Source organism: Candidatus Zixiibacteriota bacterium (assembly GCA_019038695.1).
Classification (GTDB): domain Bacteria; phylum Zixibacteria; class MSB-5A5; order GN15; family FEB-12; genus B120-G9.
This window is the reverse complement of sequence record JAHOYZ010000023.1, coordinates 126,898-142,918: the sequence shown is the minus strand read 5'-3', so window position 1 is coordinate 142,918 and position 16,021 is coordinate 126,898. Positions and strand designations below refer to the sequence as shown.

The following is a 16,021-nucleotide window of genomic DNA, read 5'->3' as shown; positions in this document are numbered from 1 at the left end:
GGCGAAATCCTCTTGTTAATAGTATTTGACGGACCAGCGGAGAAAAGGTTGCGCGGCAGGATTGGAAGAATGGAATTGGGGGAAGTCGGTCAGGTTCTTTTCGGTCCTGACGAATGCGTCAGGTTGCAAGTAACCTGACCTGCAAGACTCAGTTGAACGGGTTCGGAAAGTTCTGATACAACTTATACTCGGTTGGCAATTCATCTTCCTCACTGGTTTGATCCGTGTTCTCAGTACTCATTCCCTCTCTCACATCTTTGTCACCACTTCTTTGAATGGCATCAGAACCGGGATTTGAGACGGATACACAATCCAATTCTACCGGAATCCAAGTGACGGTATAGACATTCTGTCCACTGGTCACCACTGAGTCGAAATACATATACTTCAATGGCCACGTGCTGGTATCGGTCAGGACAAAACGAACAGTGTCAAGGATGTCAAACGTGCCTGCCAACTCACCTATTTCACTCATTCTTGGTTGTGGTCCCAGGTCATAAGTGTTCGGAAAATACGGCCGATGGGTGGTTTCGAATACTCCGCTGGCGTTGGTGTAACCGATTGAGTCCCCAAGAATAGAAAATTTGTGGAGATATGCGTATTTGGTATCACTCCAATCAGAAGCTTCAACAGTGTACTTGTAGGCACCACTATGGAGACCATCGGCCGACCACTCAATCTCGTAGACACCAGCGTCTCCGGTGCCATTGAATGAATTTAGTTCGCTGTTATCAAGGTCGTGGATACCCAGCGCATAATCACTTGCAACAGGTAGCGCGAAACTGATCGTGGTAGTGCTCATTGGCACCATTGATTTTTGTGATACTCCAGATGTGGAGATATTATCGTTGTTTTCAATCCATGCGATGTGATTCCATGAACTGACACGCAGATTGGGCACAGCCACGCCAATGCTATCCAAGACATCAAGTCTGACAATGAAAGTCGTTAGGCCGTTCAATCCCGTTTCGGTTGTGTCTTCGTCGCAAGCAAGCACGGAAAGGGCAACGCCCAATAGAATAAGACTCACCAGATGCTTCATTACACTCCCTCCCACGCAATGAGTTTACCGACACCCTGTTTGGCAACCGCTTCGAATCTAATGGACGGACAGGAGAAACGCAATTATTATTCCCCGGCAAGCCCGTCTTCTGTGTTAACATTCAACTGGAAATTAGCTGTTGAATTGATCCGATAAACCGTACAATAGGGTGAAGAGGATCTTATGAAAGTACAGTTATTCACGTTAAAGAATAAAGGCAAGAAACTTCATGCCACTCTATTCATTGATGAAAGTAAGGTAAAATGTATTCTTGCGATTAAAAAAGAGCTGATGTCTGATGCCGAGTTTATTGCAAGATATGGAGATGATATAGAGGATGTTGATCCAACTACAGATCCAAAAAGGTTTTTGAAAGCTGTTTTGAAAAAGTATGACGGTACCTATTTCTGGGCAGAAGAAGTTAAATAGTAAGGAGCAAATGGTATGACTGATGAGAAAAGACCTCCAAGTGAAATGAAAGATCAAGGATAGTCAGTCTTGTCTCTGAATGTCAAAAGTCAGACCGCCGGATCAACTTCAATTATCTGGACAGGGTTCGGTGTCTTGTGATTTTGAGCTTGGACAACAATCTCGCATAAGACAATCAGGACAGTCAGGATTCTCCGGTCTGCACCATTTCCGACCAATCTCAAAACATGGGAAATCCAAAAGTCCCGGAAAACCAGGTGAAAGCGAACGGGCTCGAAAAATTATCTGCTCGCTGGTTGCACCGTCAGGGACTAATCCAAGTCTCTGAAACACGCGTCTTATGTGCCGGTCAACAGATATGTCAATGGAGTAATAATCACTCATGGGGATTTTTAGTTCCCGAGCTAGTATGTTTGTTGCCATGGTTGCTATCTTTGGTCCCATACCCTCAAACTCAAGAAACCGGTAGACAACTTCCGCACTGGACGGGGAACCTGTCCATATTAGAGATGCATCCCCCGCGTATTCACCTTCAATACGTCTGATCGCCCGAAAGGATCGTTGGGCAACGACGCGCCAGAACCGATGTCCAGAATCTTGCATCATATGTATGATGTCGCTCTCCGACTGCCGGGACAGCACTGAGAAATCAAAACTTCCAAGCTGGTGTTTCAAGTGATAAGGCACACCCCACGCTACTTCTGCTTTGACCTGAAAATCAGCCAAACAAGCCAGCACATAGGCATGAGGGAAGTGCTCAATATCGTTAACGAGCGCATTCGCATCAGGATCATGAGTAAACAGGTTGTCCTCTATTCGTTCCGATTGAAAAAGCACTCGGCCCTGCTCCACCAGCCTGTCTCCTATGTTCTCCTCCACATTCTTGCTTGTCGCGTTGATGGGTTGTGATAGGAACTGAAGCTGTCTTCCGATAGTGAGTCCCTCCATCGGCACAGAGAAGGTGGTGATATGTGGAAGAAGATGCTTTCGATATTTCTCGGAAGCCAGAAACGTGAAGTGATCGTGTTGAAGGTCCGCAACCTCTCCGAGCTGTGATAAAACCCAATTTCCCCACTCTCTTACATCCCTAGCAGACATCTTATTCAAGGTCAATTCATACGGGTCAATAACGGTATCAAGCTGTAGCAGACCGTGTTTGGCCGACAGAACAAGAATCTCGTCGGGTTTCATGTGACGAGCATAGTCGAGACTTTTCTTGAAGAGAGGGCTTATGTATAGCTCTCCTGCAGGCTTCGCGGTCGCTCTTTTCTTACTTACACACGATATCAGAACAATATGTCGCATGATCCTCCCCCTACATGTCCAATCCCAGGGTTCTGAATATGAAACACCAAGTGTCAACCTTGTCCTCTATCCGTTTACTGGTCGGTTTACCCTGACCATGACCAGCCTTGGTTTCCAGACGAAGCAGGATCGGATTGTCAGGACCTGTTTGTGCCTGCAACAGCGCGGTCATTTTGCGCGCGTGCATAGGATGAACGCGGCCATCTGATTCCGAGGCCTTAAACAAAATGGCGGGATAATCTGCGCTCTTCTTGACATTATGGTAGGGTGAGTAGGCATAAATGAACTCAAACTGGGTCGAATCTTCACTCGATCCATACTCCGGTATCCATAGCCGAGCAATCAGAAATTGATGGTAGCGAATCATATCCAAAAGCGGCACTGAGCAGACGACTGCCTTGCAAAGATCGGGTCGCTGGTTGACAACCGCTCCGACCAGAAGGCCACCGTTGGAACCACCAGACAGCAGGAGATGTTCGGGAGATGTGTACCCCTCGGCGATCAGATACTCGGCGGCGGCGATGAAATCATCGAAGCTATTCTGTTTGTTTTCAAGCATTCCCGCTTGATGCCATTCCTCACCATACTCTCCACCACCGCGCAGATTGGGTAGCGCATACACACCTCCACGATTAACCCAGAAAGCGATCAGGCGCGAGAAATACGGCGTCTCGTTGACATTGAATCCGCCATAGCCGCTCAGGTAGGTTGGGTTCTGACCATTCAATGCTACATCATCACGATGGACCACAAACATTGATACCGGTGTGCCATCGACTGACTTGTACCAGACCTGGGTCACTTCAATAGATGACACATCGATGCCAGCCGGAACCTGGTCAAAGGTGTCGATAGTGTCCCGATCAAAGTCATATCGCAATACCGTAGATGGATTGTTGAATGACGAGAAACGAAAAAACAGTTCATGACCGTCGTGTTCGCCGCTTAGTCGAGAGGCCGTTCCTATTGTTGGTAGTTGTAGTGTCTTTACTGGCCCACCATTAGTATCGAATATCTCAATCACCGTATGCGCTTTGCTTAGGGATCGCAGAACTATCAGACTATCAACCACCATGAAGGACTGCGCAATAGACTCGCGCTCGGGGATAATCACCTGCCAGTGCTCAGCCCCTGGCTGGTCATAGGTTCCTTTCAGCAGTCGGTAGCGGGGCGCCTCGTAGTTTGACCGGACAAAGAAACAATCATCGAGAGGATGTGCGCTCAGATTGCCCTCGTGCGAACCATTGATTTTCACCAACTTTGATTCCGGATCAGATAGGTCTTTGAAATAGAGATCACTCCGCGACCAGCCCTGAAAAACAGAGATTACCAGCTTGGTACCGTCCGGAGAAAGGCTCACTCCTGGCCAGGCTGTCTTGTCATCTTTGTTCTCATAGATCAGAGGATCATTCTCCCAGCGCTGCCCAATGGTATGCAGGAATACACGACGGTAATAATCGTTGTCCTCCTCGGGTACTTCGCCGATTGTCGCGAACCGTGTGTAGTAGAAACCACTGTTGTCCGGCAACCACGCCAGCGACACTCCCCGGGTAAAAGGAATTGTATCAATCAATAGTGATTGGTCATCGGTTCGCATCAGAAACAGCGTCGAACGTTCGGAGCCTGAGTTAGATTTCCCGTATGCCGTCAAAGAGCCGTCCGGAGATAAGTACAACCAGTCCAGCGCTACTGTGCCATCCTCGGAAAAAGTATTGGGGTCGATAATCACTTCCGGCTCGCCATTGAGGCCATGTTTCCGGTAAAGAATCGAATGGTTCTGGTCTCCATCACGACGGTAGTAAAAGTAGTTATCACCTCGCACAGACGGGGATGATACCGACCCCACTGTCATCAGTTCACTTATTCGCCCAGCCAGCTTGGCCCGGCCGGGATAGCTATCGACATATGAGCGAAAGTACTGGTTTTGTTTTTCGGTCCAGGCGATAACCTCGTCCGTCTGGCTATCCTCAAGCCAACGGTATGGGTCCTCAATCGCCACGCCGTGGATTGTATCCACAATCATTCCTACTCTAGTTGAGGGCGGACCAATATGCCCCTGGCTGAACAAATCGGGAGATGCTGTCAGAATCAGCAGAAGGACCAAAAGAATTGAAGTGAATCGCATTCGGATGTTCATCTTGATGCCACCGAGTTTCGTGTGTCTGTCTCTACTACGGTCAATATAGTGTATAAGGACGAGGAAGGAAAGTTAGACAAAAAAAGGGCCGACAAAATGTCGACCCTTGAGAAGCTCTCCACAGGGGAGATAGCTATTCCATGTGTTTGGATACCAGTTTGGTCATCTCAAACATCGAGACCTTCTTCTTGCCGCCGAAGAGCTTTTTCAGCTTTTCGTCAGCGTTGATCATCCGACGATTGATGTTGTCCTGAAGCTCGTTCTTCTTGATATAAGCCCAGAGCTTCTTGGTGACCTGCGTGCGAGGTATCGCCTTCTTGCCCACCACTGCACCCAGCGCATCAGAGAGAGTCATCGGACGCATGAAAGCTGCGTTCGGTTTCCGCTTCGTGGCTTTCTTCTTGGTCGTGGCCTTTTTCCTTGGGGCAGCCTTACGAGCAGCTGGCTTGCGCGTCGTGGCTTTCTTGCGCGTGGCTGTCTTCTTGGCAGCAGCTTTCTTCTTCGGGGCAGCCTTCTTGGCGGCTACCTTCTTCTTCGGTGCGGCTTTCTTCTTCGGGGCAGCCTTCTTGGCCACTCTCTTCTTCGCCGCTGGTTTCTTCTTCTTTGCTACTGGCATCTGTTGCTCCTTAAGCACTAAGGTTTATCAGTCAGCTTTGCGTATATCTTTCATTCCTCTATGAACGTCGCGGAACAAGACACTAAGATAAACCAACCCTACCGACGTCCTCACAAAAGTTCCAACTTTTGAAAAATCTTTGCAAGCTAAAAAGTGCACGCTTAGTAAAAAAAGAACATCAATTATTATGCAGTGTCATAGGGGAATCGGGGTTGATCGAAGGCCACTATCACGCTCGCCGAAGCTCAATAACAGGTGCCTCGGGTGGACAACCCAGTCGGAAGGGGAACCAGTGTCCTGCTCCTGCGGACGTATAGAGGTGGGTTGTCTCATGTTGATAATGTCCCCAGAGATAGCGCTCTGGCCAGAGTGGTTCAAAGACCGACCGTCCCAAAAAGCCGATCTGTCCGCCATGCGTATGACCGGCCAGGACAAGATTAATGCCTCTGGATGCTGCAACTTCGAGCACCTCGGGACGATGGCTCAATAGAAGAGTAAAATCGGCGGTGCGATTACTGATCCTGGACGCCTCAAGGCTGCGATCAAAGAAGGAATCATCAGCGACATTCAGGAAGCGGGGATCGTCAATTCCCACCAGCGCAAAGGTGCGACCATTCCTCTCGAGGTGGATCGTTTGGTTGACAAGAAGCGGTACTTGCGATGCCTCGTGGATGCGGCGAACCTGCGTAACACCGCGAAAATATTCGTGATTACCCAGGCAAGCATACGCCCCCAGGGGCGCTCCAAATCCGGAAAGAACATCCAGTGTCTCGGGTAGCAGAGTCAGATCGTCGGCAACATCACCGGTAATAACTATCAAATCAGGTTCAAGCTCCGATGCCCCAGCAAGGACTTCATTCATGATTAGTGTCGAGAAGGGGCGCAAATGCAGATCCGACAGGTGAAGGATTCTCAGCCCCTCAAGTTCTGATGGCAGGCTATTAATTAAAATTGGAACGAGGTGAATATTGATATTGCCCATTGCCCGCCCTATTCCGGTGGTTCCCAATCCCAGGGCTCCGACAGGGATAGTTGCCGCTACGGTTTTAAGGAAAAAACGTCGCTTTTGATTGGTACGTTCTGTTACCTGAGGCATATGTGTCGAGAAACAGCGATCGGTCAACCATCTGATAAAGTGCACCAGTCCTGTCACAGGCAGGGAGAGCATCAGGGATACCAGAAGCACTGCACCAATAAAAGCGGCAACAGCGGACACAAAGGCCAACAACTTCATACTATAGTATTCACCCAGTCCCCAACCGACAACCGCCAAAGCGCAGAAGACTGGTAATCCCATCGCAACCAGGCGAATGATACGAATTCGCCACCAGTCTCGATTTAGAAAACGCAGCAGGGCCAGTTCGATCAGACCCAGAACCAGCGCCAATCCGGCAGCAAAGATAACGGGCAAAAACACACGCATTGTTTCGTTCATATCTCCATGAGGATCACATTATTTATATATATACACCGATTGAGCAAGATTGGTAACATCGAATTTCAGACAATAACTCGACAGGTAGAATGGGCATTTAATAGCTGGCTACATCAGTAACTGGTTACTTCCGCCAGGTAGCCACGCGCAGGACGATCAAAACCGTGAATATCTCCAGACGCCCCAGCAGCATCGACACCACCAGGACCCACTTGCCGGGAGTAGGGATCCAGGCGTAGTTCTCCGTAGCTCCGATTCCCGCCAAGCCGGGACCGATATTACCTATTGTGGCAATCGAACAGGAAACAGCCGTGGTCAGGTCGGGCACGAACATCGAGATAAGACCGGCAGTGATCACAAACAGGCCTGAGAACAGAATGAAGAACGAGACAATATTGATGACTTTTTCTTCTTCCACGGAAATGCCATCAAGCTTGACGGTTGCCACCAGACGCGGTTGCACGAGTTTTCGCAACTCAAGAATAGCGGCCTTGAAGACAATCATTATCCGAATGATCTTCATTCCGCCCCCTGTCGAGCCTGCGCAGCCGCCGAAGAACATTAGAAACACGAGCATCAACCTCAGGAAATCCGGCCAAAGATCGAAGTCGGCTGTGACAAAGCCGGTTGTGGTGATGATCGCCAGCGCCTGGAATGACGCAATGCGGAAGCAGTCATAGAGTTGATCCAACTGGTCACTCTGCTGCACGTAGTGAGCGTGGAACTCTTCAGCCGTCGGATCCCCAGCCCGGTAATGCTGGGCCGCCAATTCTTCAGGAGCCGGTCCATTGACATAGAGTACGGTTGTAATCACCAGAATCGCCGTCAGGATCACACCACTGTAAAACAGGAATTCGCGGTTCTTAATGAGTGATTGCAGGTCTCCGCGGAGGGCTTTGAAATGCAGCACAAAATTAATTCCGGCAAAAAACATGAACAACGTGACGATCCACTCAATCAGGTCCGATTCATACCCGGCGATTGAGGCGTTGCGGGTTGAAAAACCACCGGTCGCCATCGTGGCGAATGAATGACACACAGCATCGAACCAATCCATACCGGCTACCATAAGCAAAATCATCTGTCCGGCGGTTAGAAGTCCGTACACGCCCCATAGTATCTGGGCCGTTTGAGACAGACGCGGACTAAGACGATCCTTGGATGGTCCCGGCACCTCGCCGCGAAACATTCCGTAGCCTGACACACCCATAGCTGGAAAAATCACAATTGCCAGAGTGATAATACCCATGCCACCCAGCCAGTGCGTAAGAGCACGTAAAAAAAGCAGGGATCGTGGAACAACTTCGATATCGGTGAGAATCGTTGCACCGGTGGTTGTAAATCCGGACATTATCTCAAAGTAGGCATCAGTGAAATTGAGCAACATCATGTCAAAGCCAGCCCCTCCGCGTACCTGACTGAAATATATGAAGAAAGGAATCGCCCCGATCAGGGCTAATCCGAGCCAGCCTAGAGTTACTATGGCATAGCCTTCCTTCAACCCCTGGCGATCACGACCCGACCGAAACAAAAGAACCAGCGCGGTCCCGCACAATATCGAAACAGCAAATGCCGTGAGAAAACCGGAAACATCAATCGCCGAAAGCAAGTCAGCATAGCCAAGGGCGCGACTATCCCACACGGCAATACCCAGAGGAGCCAGTAGAGTAACCCCCATCACTTGCAGCAGCTTACCGATTGCGTAGCCGACGGCGTTCTTACGCATCCACTTACTCCGTTAAGAGTGGCCTTTAAAAAGTTTGGCCAGTGATGGTAGATTCTTGTGACGCGTGATCATAATCACATGGTCGTCATCTTCAATAATCGTCTCTCCGTCGGGTAAGAGCATTTTGTCACCTCTTACCACGATGCCGAAGATCGAATCCCGTTTGAGCTTTCGGGCCAACTTTTTCACCGAGCTATGACCCACCTCACTACCCGGTTCGACCGTAAACCGCACCGCTTCAATATCAACATCCGACAGTTGCACCACGGCTCCGATATGACCACGCGAAATCATCTCCAGTATCCCACGAGCGGTGATAATCCGAGGATTGGTCACGTGATCAATCCCGATGGATTCGAACAACTGATCGTGCCGGGACTCTGTACTAATGGCGATTACTTCGCGGGCTCCCTCCGCCTTGGCCAGTAAAGAAGAAAACATATTGTACTCGGCGGCACTGGAGGTGGCAATAAAAAATGATGTGCTGTCGATGTTCTGCTCGCGAAGCAGGTCAATATCGGTGCAATCGCCGTGCAGCACCTGGATATTGGAGAACCTCTGGGCTGCCTTTTGGGCATGTTCAAGATCGGGATCAATCAGTGTGATATTGTTATCGGTGTCGTCAAGTGCCCCGGCCAATTCCAGGGTCGAAAAGTTATCCCCGGTGATAATGATCTTGCGCTGTTTCTTGTACTCCACATTCACCAGTTGTAAAAACCGTTCCAGCGATTCACGAGGGAACAGCGTGTAGACTACATCGCCGGGTAAAATAAGCGTGTCGCCACCGGGGATCATCCCCCTGCCGTCACGAACGATGGCCGCAAACAGGACCTGCTCGGAATCCATCCCCTGTCGAATTTCAAGCGGTGTTTTGTTGGCCAGTTCCATATCCTCGGTAATCCGATAGCCACGCATGAGAATACGGCCGTCCTCAAAATCAGCCACTTCGACTGCGTGAGGGGTAGCTAAAAACTGGAGAATATGGTTCACCTGGGCTTTCTCGGGGTGAATTACCGATGTAATCCCAAGTTGCTCCAGATCGACGATTTCACTCTCCTGAGAGAACTCCCTGTCACGCAGGCGGGCAATCCGCCTGGTTACTCCATGCTGCGCCGCCAGAGCACAAACAACAATGTTTATTTCATCGTTAGGCGTGACCGCCAATACCATGTCCGCATCCAATAGACCAGCTTCCCGAAGACACTCTGGCGATGAACCCGACCCGGTAATAATCTGGACATCGAGTTTCTCCGACAGTATCTGGCTCAGCCTCGCATCCGATTCGACCAGTGAGAGATGGTGCCCACTGGGAAGAAGATGCTCGGCCAGTGAACAACCAACTACTCCTCCACCCACGATAATAGTCCGCATATATTTGCTACCTCGGTTTTTCCGTCCCATTCAAACTGGGACAAACGTCTCCAGCTAACGTAATTTGGACGCAAACCTAGTTATAATCAAACATTAAATTATAGGGGTAAGAACCAAATCAGTTTCAGATAGGGCTTCGTTGTATCGGTCAGGTTTTACCCAATTGGGTCTTGACAGCCGGTACCAGGCCCCCGGTTTCGATGATTTGCCGGACAGACTTGGGGTATGGGGCAAAAGTTGTCTCCCCTCCAGCATAGGTAATTGTACCTTCAGCGAGATTGACGGCTATACTGTCTCCGTTGGACAATTGTCCCGCCAACAGGTCGGCCTCGACCAGAGCCAGGCCACCATTGATTCCCGTGCGGTAGAACCCTCGTTCAAAGTTGACCCCGATAACGCACTTAATACCGGCTGCAAGCAGCGCGCGCACGGGGACATCGCCGACCATGCCGCGACCGAAGCTATCCCCTACAATCAGAATGGAAGCCGGTGCAATCTTCTCGGGTACTCCGTTGTCCAGATTCTCAAAAAGATGTTCCGCCAGTCGTGCTGGATCATGCTCGTTCTGGTGTTTGGAAGAACAGATCATATCGGCAGTGACGGTGTCCTTGATTGCAATGAAAGAACCTTTGATGTCGTTCATAATGCCTCGGTTGTTGCGGCCAATGGCGCCGTCGTCGATCTACGGCCTGAGTCCTTAATCCCTGATTCTGAATCGAAGGGATTACTTGCCTGCCACCCTGTTTTGCCGGTAGCCCGGAATCGCAACAGGCGACGGATTGCTATTTCGGCCATAATGGGGTCGCTGTCGAAAGTGATACAGCGTCGGTTCTGCAGTTCGCAAGCCAGCAACGTAGTCCCCGAACCGGCAAAAAAGTCAGTGACCAGATCACCTTTGGCTGACGAAGCCGACACAATACGTTCGATTGCCGCCAGCGGTTTTTGGGCATAGCACCCACTGACATTCTCCGCCAGACGATAGAACACTTGTTGTAAATCTACCCAAACATTGCTCGCTCGAATATTTCCTGATCGACTGCGCTGGAAATTCTCAGTACGCTGGCCATCAATTTCCTTGTAATAGCCCCGCAGTACTTTTGGAATATCGGTGTACTGGACATCAAATGACGGACGGCCAAGCGTATAGTACAACAATTCCTGCCGCACAGCCATCCAATTGCTCTGGGTTCCGTAACCTCGCTGGTTCCGCATGGTAATGAACGATCGCGATTTGAATTCGCTGGACATCATCATTGCCATAAACTGCGGCAAAGGCTGAAAATGATCGTTCTGGTCCGCACCCAGCCAGACATAGAGCGACGAGTCGCCTGCCAGAACTGATCGACAGCAGTCTACCCAAACCAGGGACCAGGCGATATACTCCTCGATCGATTTGGTCTCGAATGCCACCAGATTATAGGGCGGGTCGTGGACTGCGAGCGATGCCCGGGAGCGGCCAAACAACTGCTGTACAAATGCTCGGTCAGTAGCATCCCCACAGGCGACCAGATGGGTTCCATCGGGATCTTCCCATACTTCCCCTTGCTTCAAACGACATAGGGGGAGAATCCGGCGTCGAAGGCCGGTAGTGTCATTGTCGAGACGCGGCAGTGAGTTTCGCAGCATGGAGATATGCTACAGTGCAGTCATGGACGGTTCAACAAAAATAGTAGAATACCACTTTCCACTTCCGATTCTTCAGAATGCCACCGCGCTCACAAGTACAGATATATGACTGTGGTTGTAGTCATCGGTCCGTTCCGAGGTCTTACCTGTAGACACATAGACTCCTACCTGAAAATGCCTTGCAAATTCGTATCCACCTCCGAGAAGCAGAGCAGCGCCAGGATCGTGTGCTTCGAATCCCCACCACTGTGACCACCCATCTTCAAAAACATAGAGTCCCAAACCAACGGCTGTGAAGAATGATCTCCCTTGCGGACCATAATAGTGATACCATGAGGCACCATAGAACCCTTGCATGACGGTTCGAAAAGGGAGCCAGATGTAAGTTTGATTCGAAGAATAACTTGCAATATTTCCTTCGCAGACGAGCATATTATGTTCATCCCAGGCATAACCAATCACCAGATTCAAGCCAAGACCTGATCCATTGTCCTCGGTATCTGGGCCGTCCCTGTCGATGGAGCTGGTCGCAGTGGGCGCAAAACCAAGTCCACCCCCGACTACGAACCCCTTGCGATTTCCATCAAATGCAAGAGAACTGCTGGCCAAGAGAACCATCATCATAAGAGAAACCGGTAACATCCGCTTCATAGGGACCTCCCATTTGATTGACCAACTTACATACGAAAGAATACGAACAGTCTATGATACGGATTTCTTGCGACAATGTCAAAGTTGCAGATTCAATCAAACGTACTGCCCATCAACGAGTTCACGAAAATTACTACAAAAAATATGGTGATCGCTTGGCAGAGCCGTGAAATCTGCGTATCATATAGCACTATGGTAGACAAGATGATATGGGCACCGTGGAGAGCAGAGTTTATTCTGAGTGAAAGAGAGAAGGGTTGTATCTTTTGCAACCGGCTAGAGAGCGAGGACTCTGTAGAAAATCTAATCCTGCATCGCGGCGATAAGTGTTTTGTTATTCTCAATAAGTTTCCCTACAACTCAGGTCACGCTATGGTCGTGCCCATCCGACATGTAGGCCAGCTTGAAAAATTGACCGAGGAAGAAGGAAATGAGTTTTTCTCCCTGACTCGTTTGACTGTCAGAATGATCAAGCAAGCGCTCAAGCCTCATTCGCTCAATATCGGCATGAATCTGGGTCGAGAATCCGGAGCGGGAATTCCCGAACATCTTCATATGCACATTGTTCCCCGCTGGACAGGCGACACCAATTTCATGCCGATCATCGGCAAGACCAACATCGTCTCGGTCGGTCTGGAGTTGGTCTACGAGGCAATCAGAAAGGAATTCGACAAACTGTGAGTCCCCGCCGCAAAATGCCTACCAAGGCCGAACTGATGCAGCTTCAGAAACTGTATCGGACCGACGAGAAAATCGGTGAACGGCTGGGAGGGGTGCCCGCCTACCTCGTCGCGTACTGGCGTCGCAAGAAGAACGTTCCCAAACACTCGCAGCCGAAGTTCTCTGATAGCGAAGTTCGCAACTTGTGGGAACGGTTTGGTGATGATGATCGGTGCGGACTCGAACTCGGCATTTCCAAAGCCGCTTTCTATAATTGGCGACGTCGTTATGGTATTAGGGAAAAACCGGCGTTCCTGAAGTTGGAACAACTCGAACTGAATCTTCCCGGCGTGGATCAGCGTAACCATGTTGCTCCCCTCTACGGAAAACAGACCGTCGCTCAAAAGATTCTCGCCCGGGCGGCTGGACTGGAGAAAATAAAAATTGGCGAACTAGTGGTTGTTGAACCGGACCAGGTCGTTGTGAATCGTGATATCGCCAGGGTCATTAGTACCTTTAAGGATATCGGCGTTGAATTTGTCTGGAATCCTGCACGAATAGCGGTGAGCCTGGATGGCACCGATCCATCACAGACTGAAGACCCTGCCAATCTCAAGCTGGCACGCGATTTTTGCCGACGACAGAAGATCACCAATTTCTATGATACGCACCAGGGAACATGCCATCAGTTATCAATCGAGAATGGCCATATACTGCCCGGACAGTTAGTTCTGGGGACTGACCGACAGACCGTGTCGCTGGGTGCCTTGAGCGCCTTCGCAGTCGGCATTGATGCTGTCGAAATGGCTACGGTTTTGGCCAGTGGACGGTTATGGCTGAAAGTACCGCCATCGATTCGAATAGATATCAGCGGCCGACGACCACGCGGGACTTATGCCAGGGATATCGCCATGACTATTATCAAACAATTGGGGACTTCCCGGGCTGAATACAGTGCTATCGAGTTTCATGGACAGGCGGTAGCCAACATGAGTATCAGCGAACGTGTAACACTGTGCCAGCTGACGGTTGACATGGGAGCCAAAGCAGCCATGTGTCCTTTCGAGGCAGTTACTCGTCGCTATTTGACCGGTCGCAACGACAGTAACTACCGGCCGGTCATTGCCGACAAGGATGCCGTCTATGACGAAGCCTACCAGTTCAACATCGATCGGCTAACACCACAGATAGCAGGACCGGAAGGGATCAGCACGATCAATCCAGTCAGGGAACACGATGGTCTCAGTATTCATCAGGTCATCATCGGTACTTTCAACAACGGACGGTTCGATGACCTTCGGATCGCGGCCAACATTCTCAAGGGGAACAAGGTGGATCCACAGTGCCGGCTGATAATTCTGCCCGGATCTCACCAGGTCTATCTGGAGGCTCTCAGGAAAGGGTTGATCAGAGTTCTGGCGGAAGCTGGAGCAATGATAATCAGCTCTTCGAGTACATTTCTCGCCGGACGGTTCCATCAGATGCTGGCCCCGGGTGAACGTGGCCTGACAACAGCTGACCCGACAACAGCCTACTCGGGACAATCCGACTCCGGTGAAATGTACCTTTGTTCTCCGGCCACAGCAGCTGCCTCAGCCCTCAACGGCCGTATCACCAACCCCGAACCATACGTCAAATAAACAGACAAGATTATTGTGGTTCAGACAGATGTCGGCTAGGATTCTCAATTTCTATGTAGTTCAGAAAATTGTACCTGTTGATTATGGAATATCCGTCGCTCTGGTCCAGAAGCTTGTCCGCGCTTATTCTTCCCCGACGATCAAAGTCGTTATAAATAATCTCATTGGTTTCTTCGTTGTATCCGACCAACAATATGAAGTGATCGCAATCCCAGAAAAAATGACGATCAGGATATATCTTCAGTCCCAAGATAATTGGCGTGCCCTGCTTGATTTTCTCAATCACAACATCATACAGGAACTCCCTGTATTCCTCTGAATGCGAAGAGAGATAATTAACCGGATTCAGGAATGATATTGCATAATCAAAATACGATCTGGTCATATGATCGACGTAGACAATATTATGTTTGTCGAGGGGTCTATGCAGTTCGTTGCTGTGCAATCCTCTTCCGGGATAACCGCCGTCATTGTTTATCTCAATCTGTGAAGTTACGAAACCGTTGGCATTGATTACGCTCCAAAGACAGGCTTCCCCACAACTGCCCTCGGGGATATCATACTTGAACTCGGGCGGAAGCAATCCGGGGATGATTTTGTCGCCATCATAGGCGATGCCATTCAATACATACTGCACCGAGTCGGCACCGATGGCCTCCCTGCTGTTCTGCGACTGTTCTGCCTCTCGGAAGAATCCTACAGCGTCATCGTAACTCGCCGCTACTCCAATGCCATTGGCATACATGTTTCCCAACCGGTGTTGGGCGGCACCATAACCTCGCTTCGCCGCCCGAGTGAACCAGTCTATTGCCTTACCATAATCTTTTTCATATCCCCAACCATGATAGTGTTTGTAGCCCAAAATGAACTGTGCACGGGGATAATTTGCTTTGGCTGCTTTTTCATACCATCTAAGCGCTTCCTGAAGGTCTGCATCAACACCGGCACCAATTTCCAACAAGTAGCCCAAATTTACCTGGGCTACGGGATCACCCTGGAGGGCCAGTTGAAGCATTGGTTCATACGCTTGAGCGTAGAGTGTATTGGCTAACGCGGTGTCTTTGCCAACGAATTTCCCAGATTCATACAATGCCGCCAGGTTGTACAGTCCAATCGGGTTACCATTATCAGATGATAGTTTCAGCCACTGATACGCTTTTTCATAATTAGTCTCACCTGTTTCTCCCCGGCGGTATATAGCCCCTAATACACCCTGGTAGTACGCGTCTCCACTCTCCGCTCTCCTAACGATAGGCTCCAAATCAATTGAATCAGCGACTGGGCAGGCTACAGGACATATTAGAGCTATGCTGATTATTATTAGTGCTCTTGTGGGTTTAGTCATGTGATCTCAGATTGTACTCTCTATTGTGAAACAAGATT

General features: G+C 49.8%; 14 protein-coding genes. 3 read left to right on the top strand and 11 right to left on the bottom strand.

The genetic code is table 11. The annotated features are described in order from the left end of the window. Positions 1–148: 148 nt before the first annotated feature. Positions 149–1,042 (bottom strand): hypothetical protein, encoded by an 894-nt coding sequence (locus KOO62_08295; protein ID MBU8933995.1) that lies wholly within the window; start codon positions 1,040–1,042, stop codon positions 149–151. A 183-nt stretch (positions 1,043–1,225) separates the two neighbouring features. Between KOO62_08295 and KOO62_08290 the strand changes: the two genes are divergently transcribed. Then, positions 1,226–1,471 (top strand): hypothetical protein, encoded by a 246-nt coding sequence (locus KOO62_08290; GenBank protein ID MBU8933994.1) that lies wholly within the window; start codon positions 1,226–1,228, stop codon positions 1,469–1,471. 108 nt (positions 1,472–1,579) lie between these two features. Here KOO62_08290 and KOO62_08285 read toward each other — a convergent pair whose 3' ends face one another. The 9 genes from KOO62_08285 to KOO62_08245 form a co-directional block, all read right to left on the bottom strand. After that, positions 1,580–2,350: an iron-sulfur cluster loop gene (locus KOO62_08285; GenBank protein MBU8933993.1), complete on the bottom strand. Its 771-nt coding sequence runs from the start codon at positions 2,348–2,350 to the stop codon at positions 1,580–1,582. A gap of 436 nt (positions 2,351–2,786) precedes the next feature. After that, positions 2,787–4,901: a prolyl oligopeptidase family serine peptidase gene (locus KOO62_08280; GenBank protein ID MBU8933992.1), complete on the bottom strand. Its 2,115-nt coding sequence runs from the start codon at positions 4,899–4,901 to the stop codon at positions 2,787–2,789. A 145-nt stretch (positions 4,902–5,046) separates the two neighbouring features. Next, the gene (locus KOO62_08275; GenBank protein ID MBU8933991.1) at positions 5,047–5,529 is read right to left on the bottom strand and encodes an SWIB/MDM2 domain-containing protein; all 483 of its coding nucleotides are present in this window, start codon (positions 5,527–5,529) and stop codon (positions 5,047–5,049) included. Positions 5,530–5,758: 229 nt separating this feature from the next. Continuing rightward, positions 5,759–6,964: a metallophosphoesterase gene (locus tag KOO62_08270; GenBank protein MBU8933990.1), complete on the bottom strand. Its 1,206-nt coding sequence runs from the start codon at positions 6,962–6,964 to the stop codon at positions 5,759–5,761. 124 nt (positions 6,965–7,088) lie between these two features. After that, a complete protein-coding gene (locus tag KOO62_08265; protein ID MBU8933989.1) occupies positions 7,089–8,690 on the bottom strand; it encodes a TrkH family potassium uptake protein in 1,602 nt (533 codons plus the stop codon). Between the two features lie 12 nt (positions 8,691–8,702). Beyond that, positions 8,703–10,061: a Trk system potassium transporter TrkA gene (trkA, locus tag KOO62_08260; GenBank protein ID MBU8933988.1), complete on the bottom strand. Its 1,359-nt coding sequence runs from the start codon at positions 10,059–10,061 to the stop codon at positions 8,703–8,705. 148 nt (positions 10,062–10,209) lie between these two features. Beyond that, on the bottom strand, positions 10,210–10,704 hold the full coding sequence (locus tag KOO62_08255) for a hypothetical protein (GenBank protein ID MBU8933987.1): 495 nt from the start codon (positions 10,702–10,704) through the stop codon (positions 10,210–10,212). After that, positions 10,701–11,687, bottom strand: a complete 987-nt coding sequence (locus KOO62_08250; GenBank protein MBU8933986.1) for a site-specific DNA-methyltransferase — start codon at positions 11,685–11,687, stop codon at positions 10,701–10,703. Before KOO62_08250 ends, KOO62_08255 begins: the two co-directional genes overlap by 4 nt. A 72-nt stretch (positions 11,688–11,759) precedes the next feature. Continuing rightward, a complete protein-coding gene (locus KOO62_08245; GenBank protein MBU8933985.1) occupies positions 11,760–12,338 on the bottom strand; it encodes a hypothetical protein in 579 nt (192 codons plus the stop codon). Positions 12,339–12,530: 192 nt separating this feature from the next. Between KOO62_08245 and KOO62_08240 the strand changes: the two genes are divergently transcribed. Continuing rightward, complete coding sequence (locus KOO62_08240) at positions 12,531–13,019, top strand: HIT domain-containing protein (protein ID MBU8933984.1); 489 nt, start codon at positions 12,531–12,533, stop codon at positions 13,017–13,019. A 14-nt stretch (positions 13,020–13,033) separates the two neighbouring features. Then, on the top strand, positions 13,034–14,638 hold the full coding sequence (locus KOO62_08235) for a 3-isopropylmalate dehydratase large subunit (protein ID MBU8933983.1): 1,605 nt from the start codon (positions 13,034–13,036) through the stop codon (positions 14,636–14,638). Positions 14,639–14,648: 10 nt separating this feature from the next. Here the strand turns inward: KOO62_08235 and KOO62_08230 are convergent, their stop codons facing one another. After that, positions 14,649–15,983, bottom strand: coding sequence for an SEL1-like repeat protein (locus KOO62_08230; GenBank protein ID MBU8933982.1), 1,335 nt, complete (start codon positions 15,981–15,983; stop codon positions 14,649–14,651). Positions 15,984–16,021 lie beyond the last annotated feature (38 nt).

Excerpts from the sequence above, each read along its gene's own strand:
- KOO62_08265 (MBU8933989.1), bottom strand. The coding sequence starts at position 8,690 with ATGCGTAAGAACGCCGTCGGCTACGCAATCGGTAAGCTGCTGCAAGTG.
- KOO62_08280 (MBU8933992.1), bottom strand. The coding sequence starts at position 4,901 with ATGCGATTCACTTCAATTCTTTTGGTCCTTCTGCTGATTCTGACAGCA.
- KOO62_08250 (MBU8933986.1), bottom strand. The coding sequence starts at position 11,687 with ATGCTGCGAAACTCACTGCCGCGTCTCGACAATGACACTACCGGCCTT.
- KOO62_08255 (MBU8933987.1), bottom strand. The coding sequence starts at position 10,704 with ATGAACGACATCAAAGGTTCTTTCATTGCAATCAAGGACACCGTCACT.
- KOO62_08275 (MBU8933991.1), bottom strand. The coding sequence starts at position 5,529 with ATGCCAGTAGCAAAGAAGAAGAAACCAGCGGCGAAGAAGAGAGTGGCC.
- KOO62_08270 (MBU8933990.1), bottom strand. The coding sequence starts at position 6,964 with ATGAACGAAACAATGCGTGTGTTTTTGCCCGTTATCTTTGCTGCCGGA.
- KOO62_08230 (MBU8933982.1), bottom strand. The coding sequence starts at position 15,983 with ATGACTAAACCCACAAGAGCACTAATAATAATCAGCATAGCTCTAATA.
- trkA (MBU8933988.1), bottom strand. The coding sequence starts at position 10,061 with ATGCGGACTATTATCGTGGGTGGAGGAGTAGTTGGTTGTTCACTGGCC.
- KOO62_08295 (MBU8933995.1), bottom strand. The coding sequence starts at position 1,042 with ATGAAGCATCTGGTGAGTCTTATTCTATTGGGCGTTGCCCTTTCCGTG.
- KOO62_08290 (MBU8933994.1), top strand. The coding sequence starts at position 1,226 with ATGAAAGTACAGTTATTCACGTTAAAGAATAAAGGCAAGAAACTTCAT.
- KOO62_08240 (MBU8933984.1), top strand. The coding sequence starts at position 12,531 with ATGGTAGACAAGATGATATGGGCACCGTGGAGAGCAGAGTTTATTCTG.
- KOO62_08245 (MBU8933985.1), bottom strand. The coding sequence starts at position 12,338 with ATGAAGCGGATGTTACCGGTTTCTCTTATGATGATGGTTCTCTTGGCC.
- KOO62_08235 (MBU8933983.1), top strand. The coding sequence starts at position 13,034 with ATGCCTACCAAGGCCGAACTGATGCAGCTTCAGAAACTGTATCGGACC.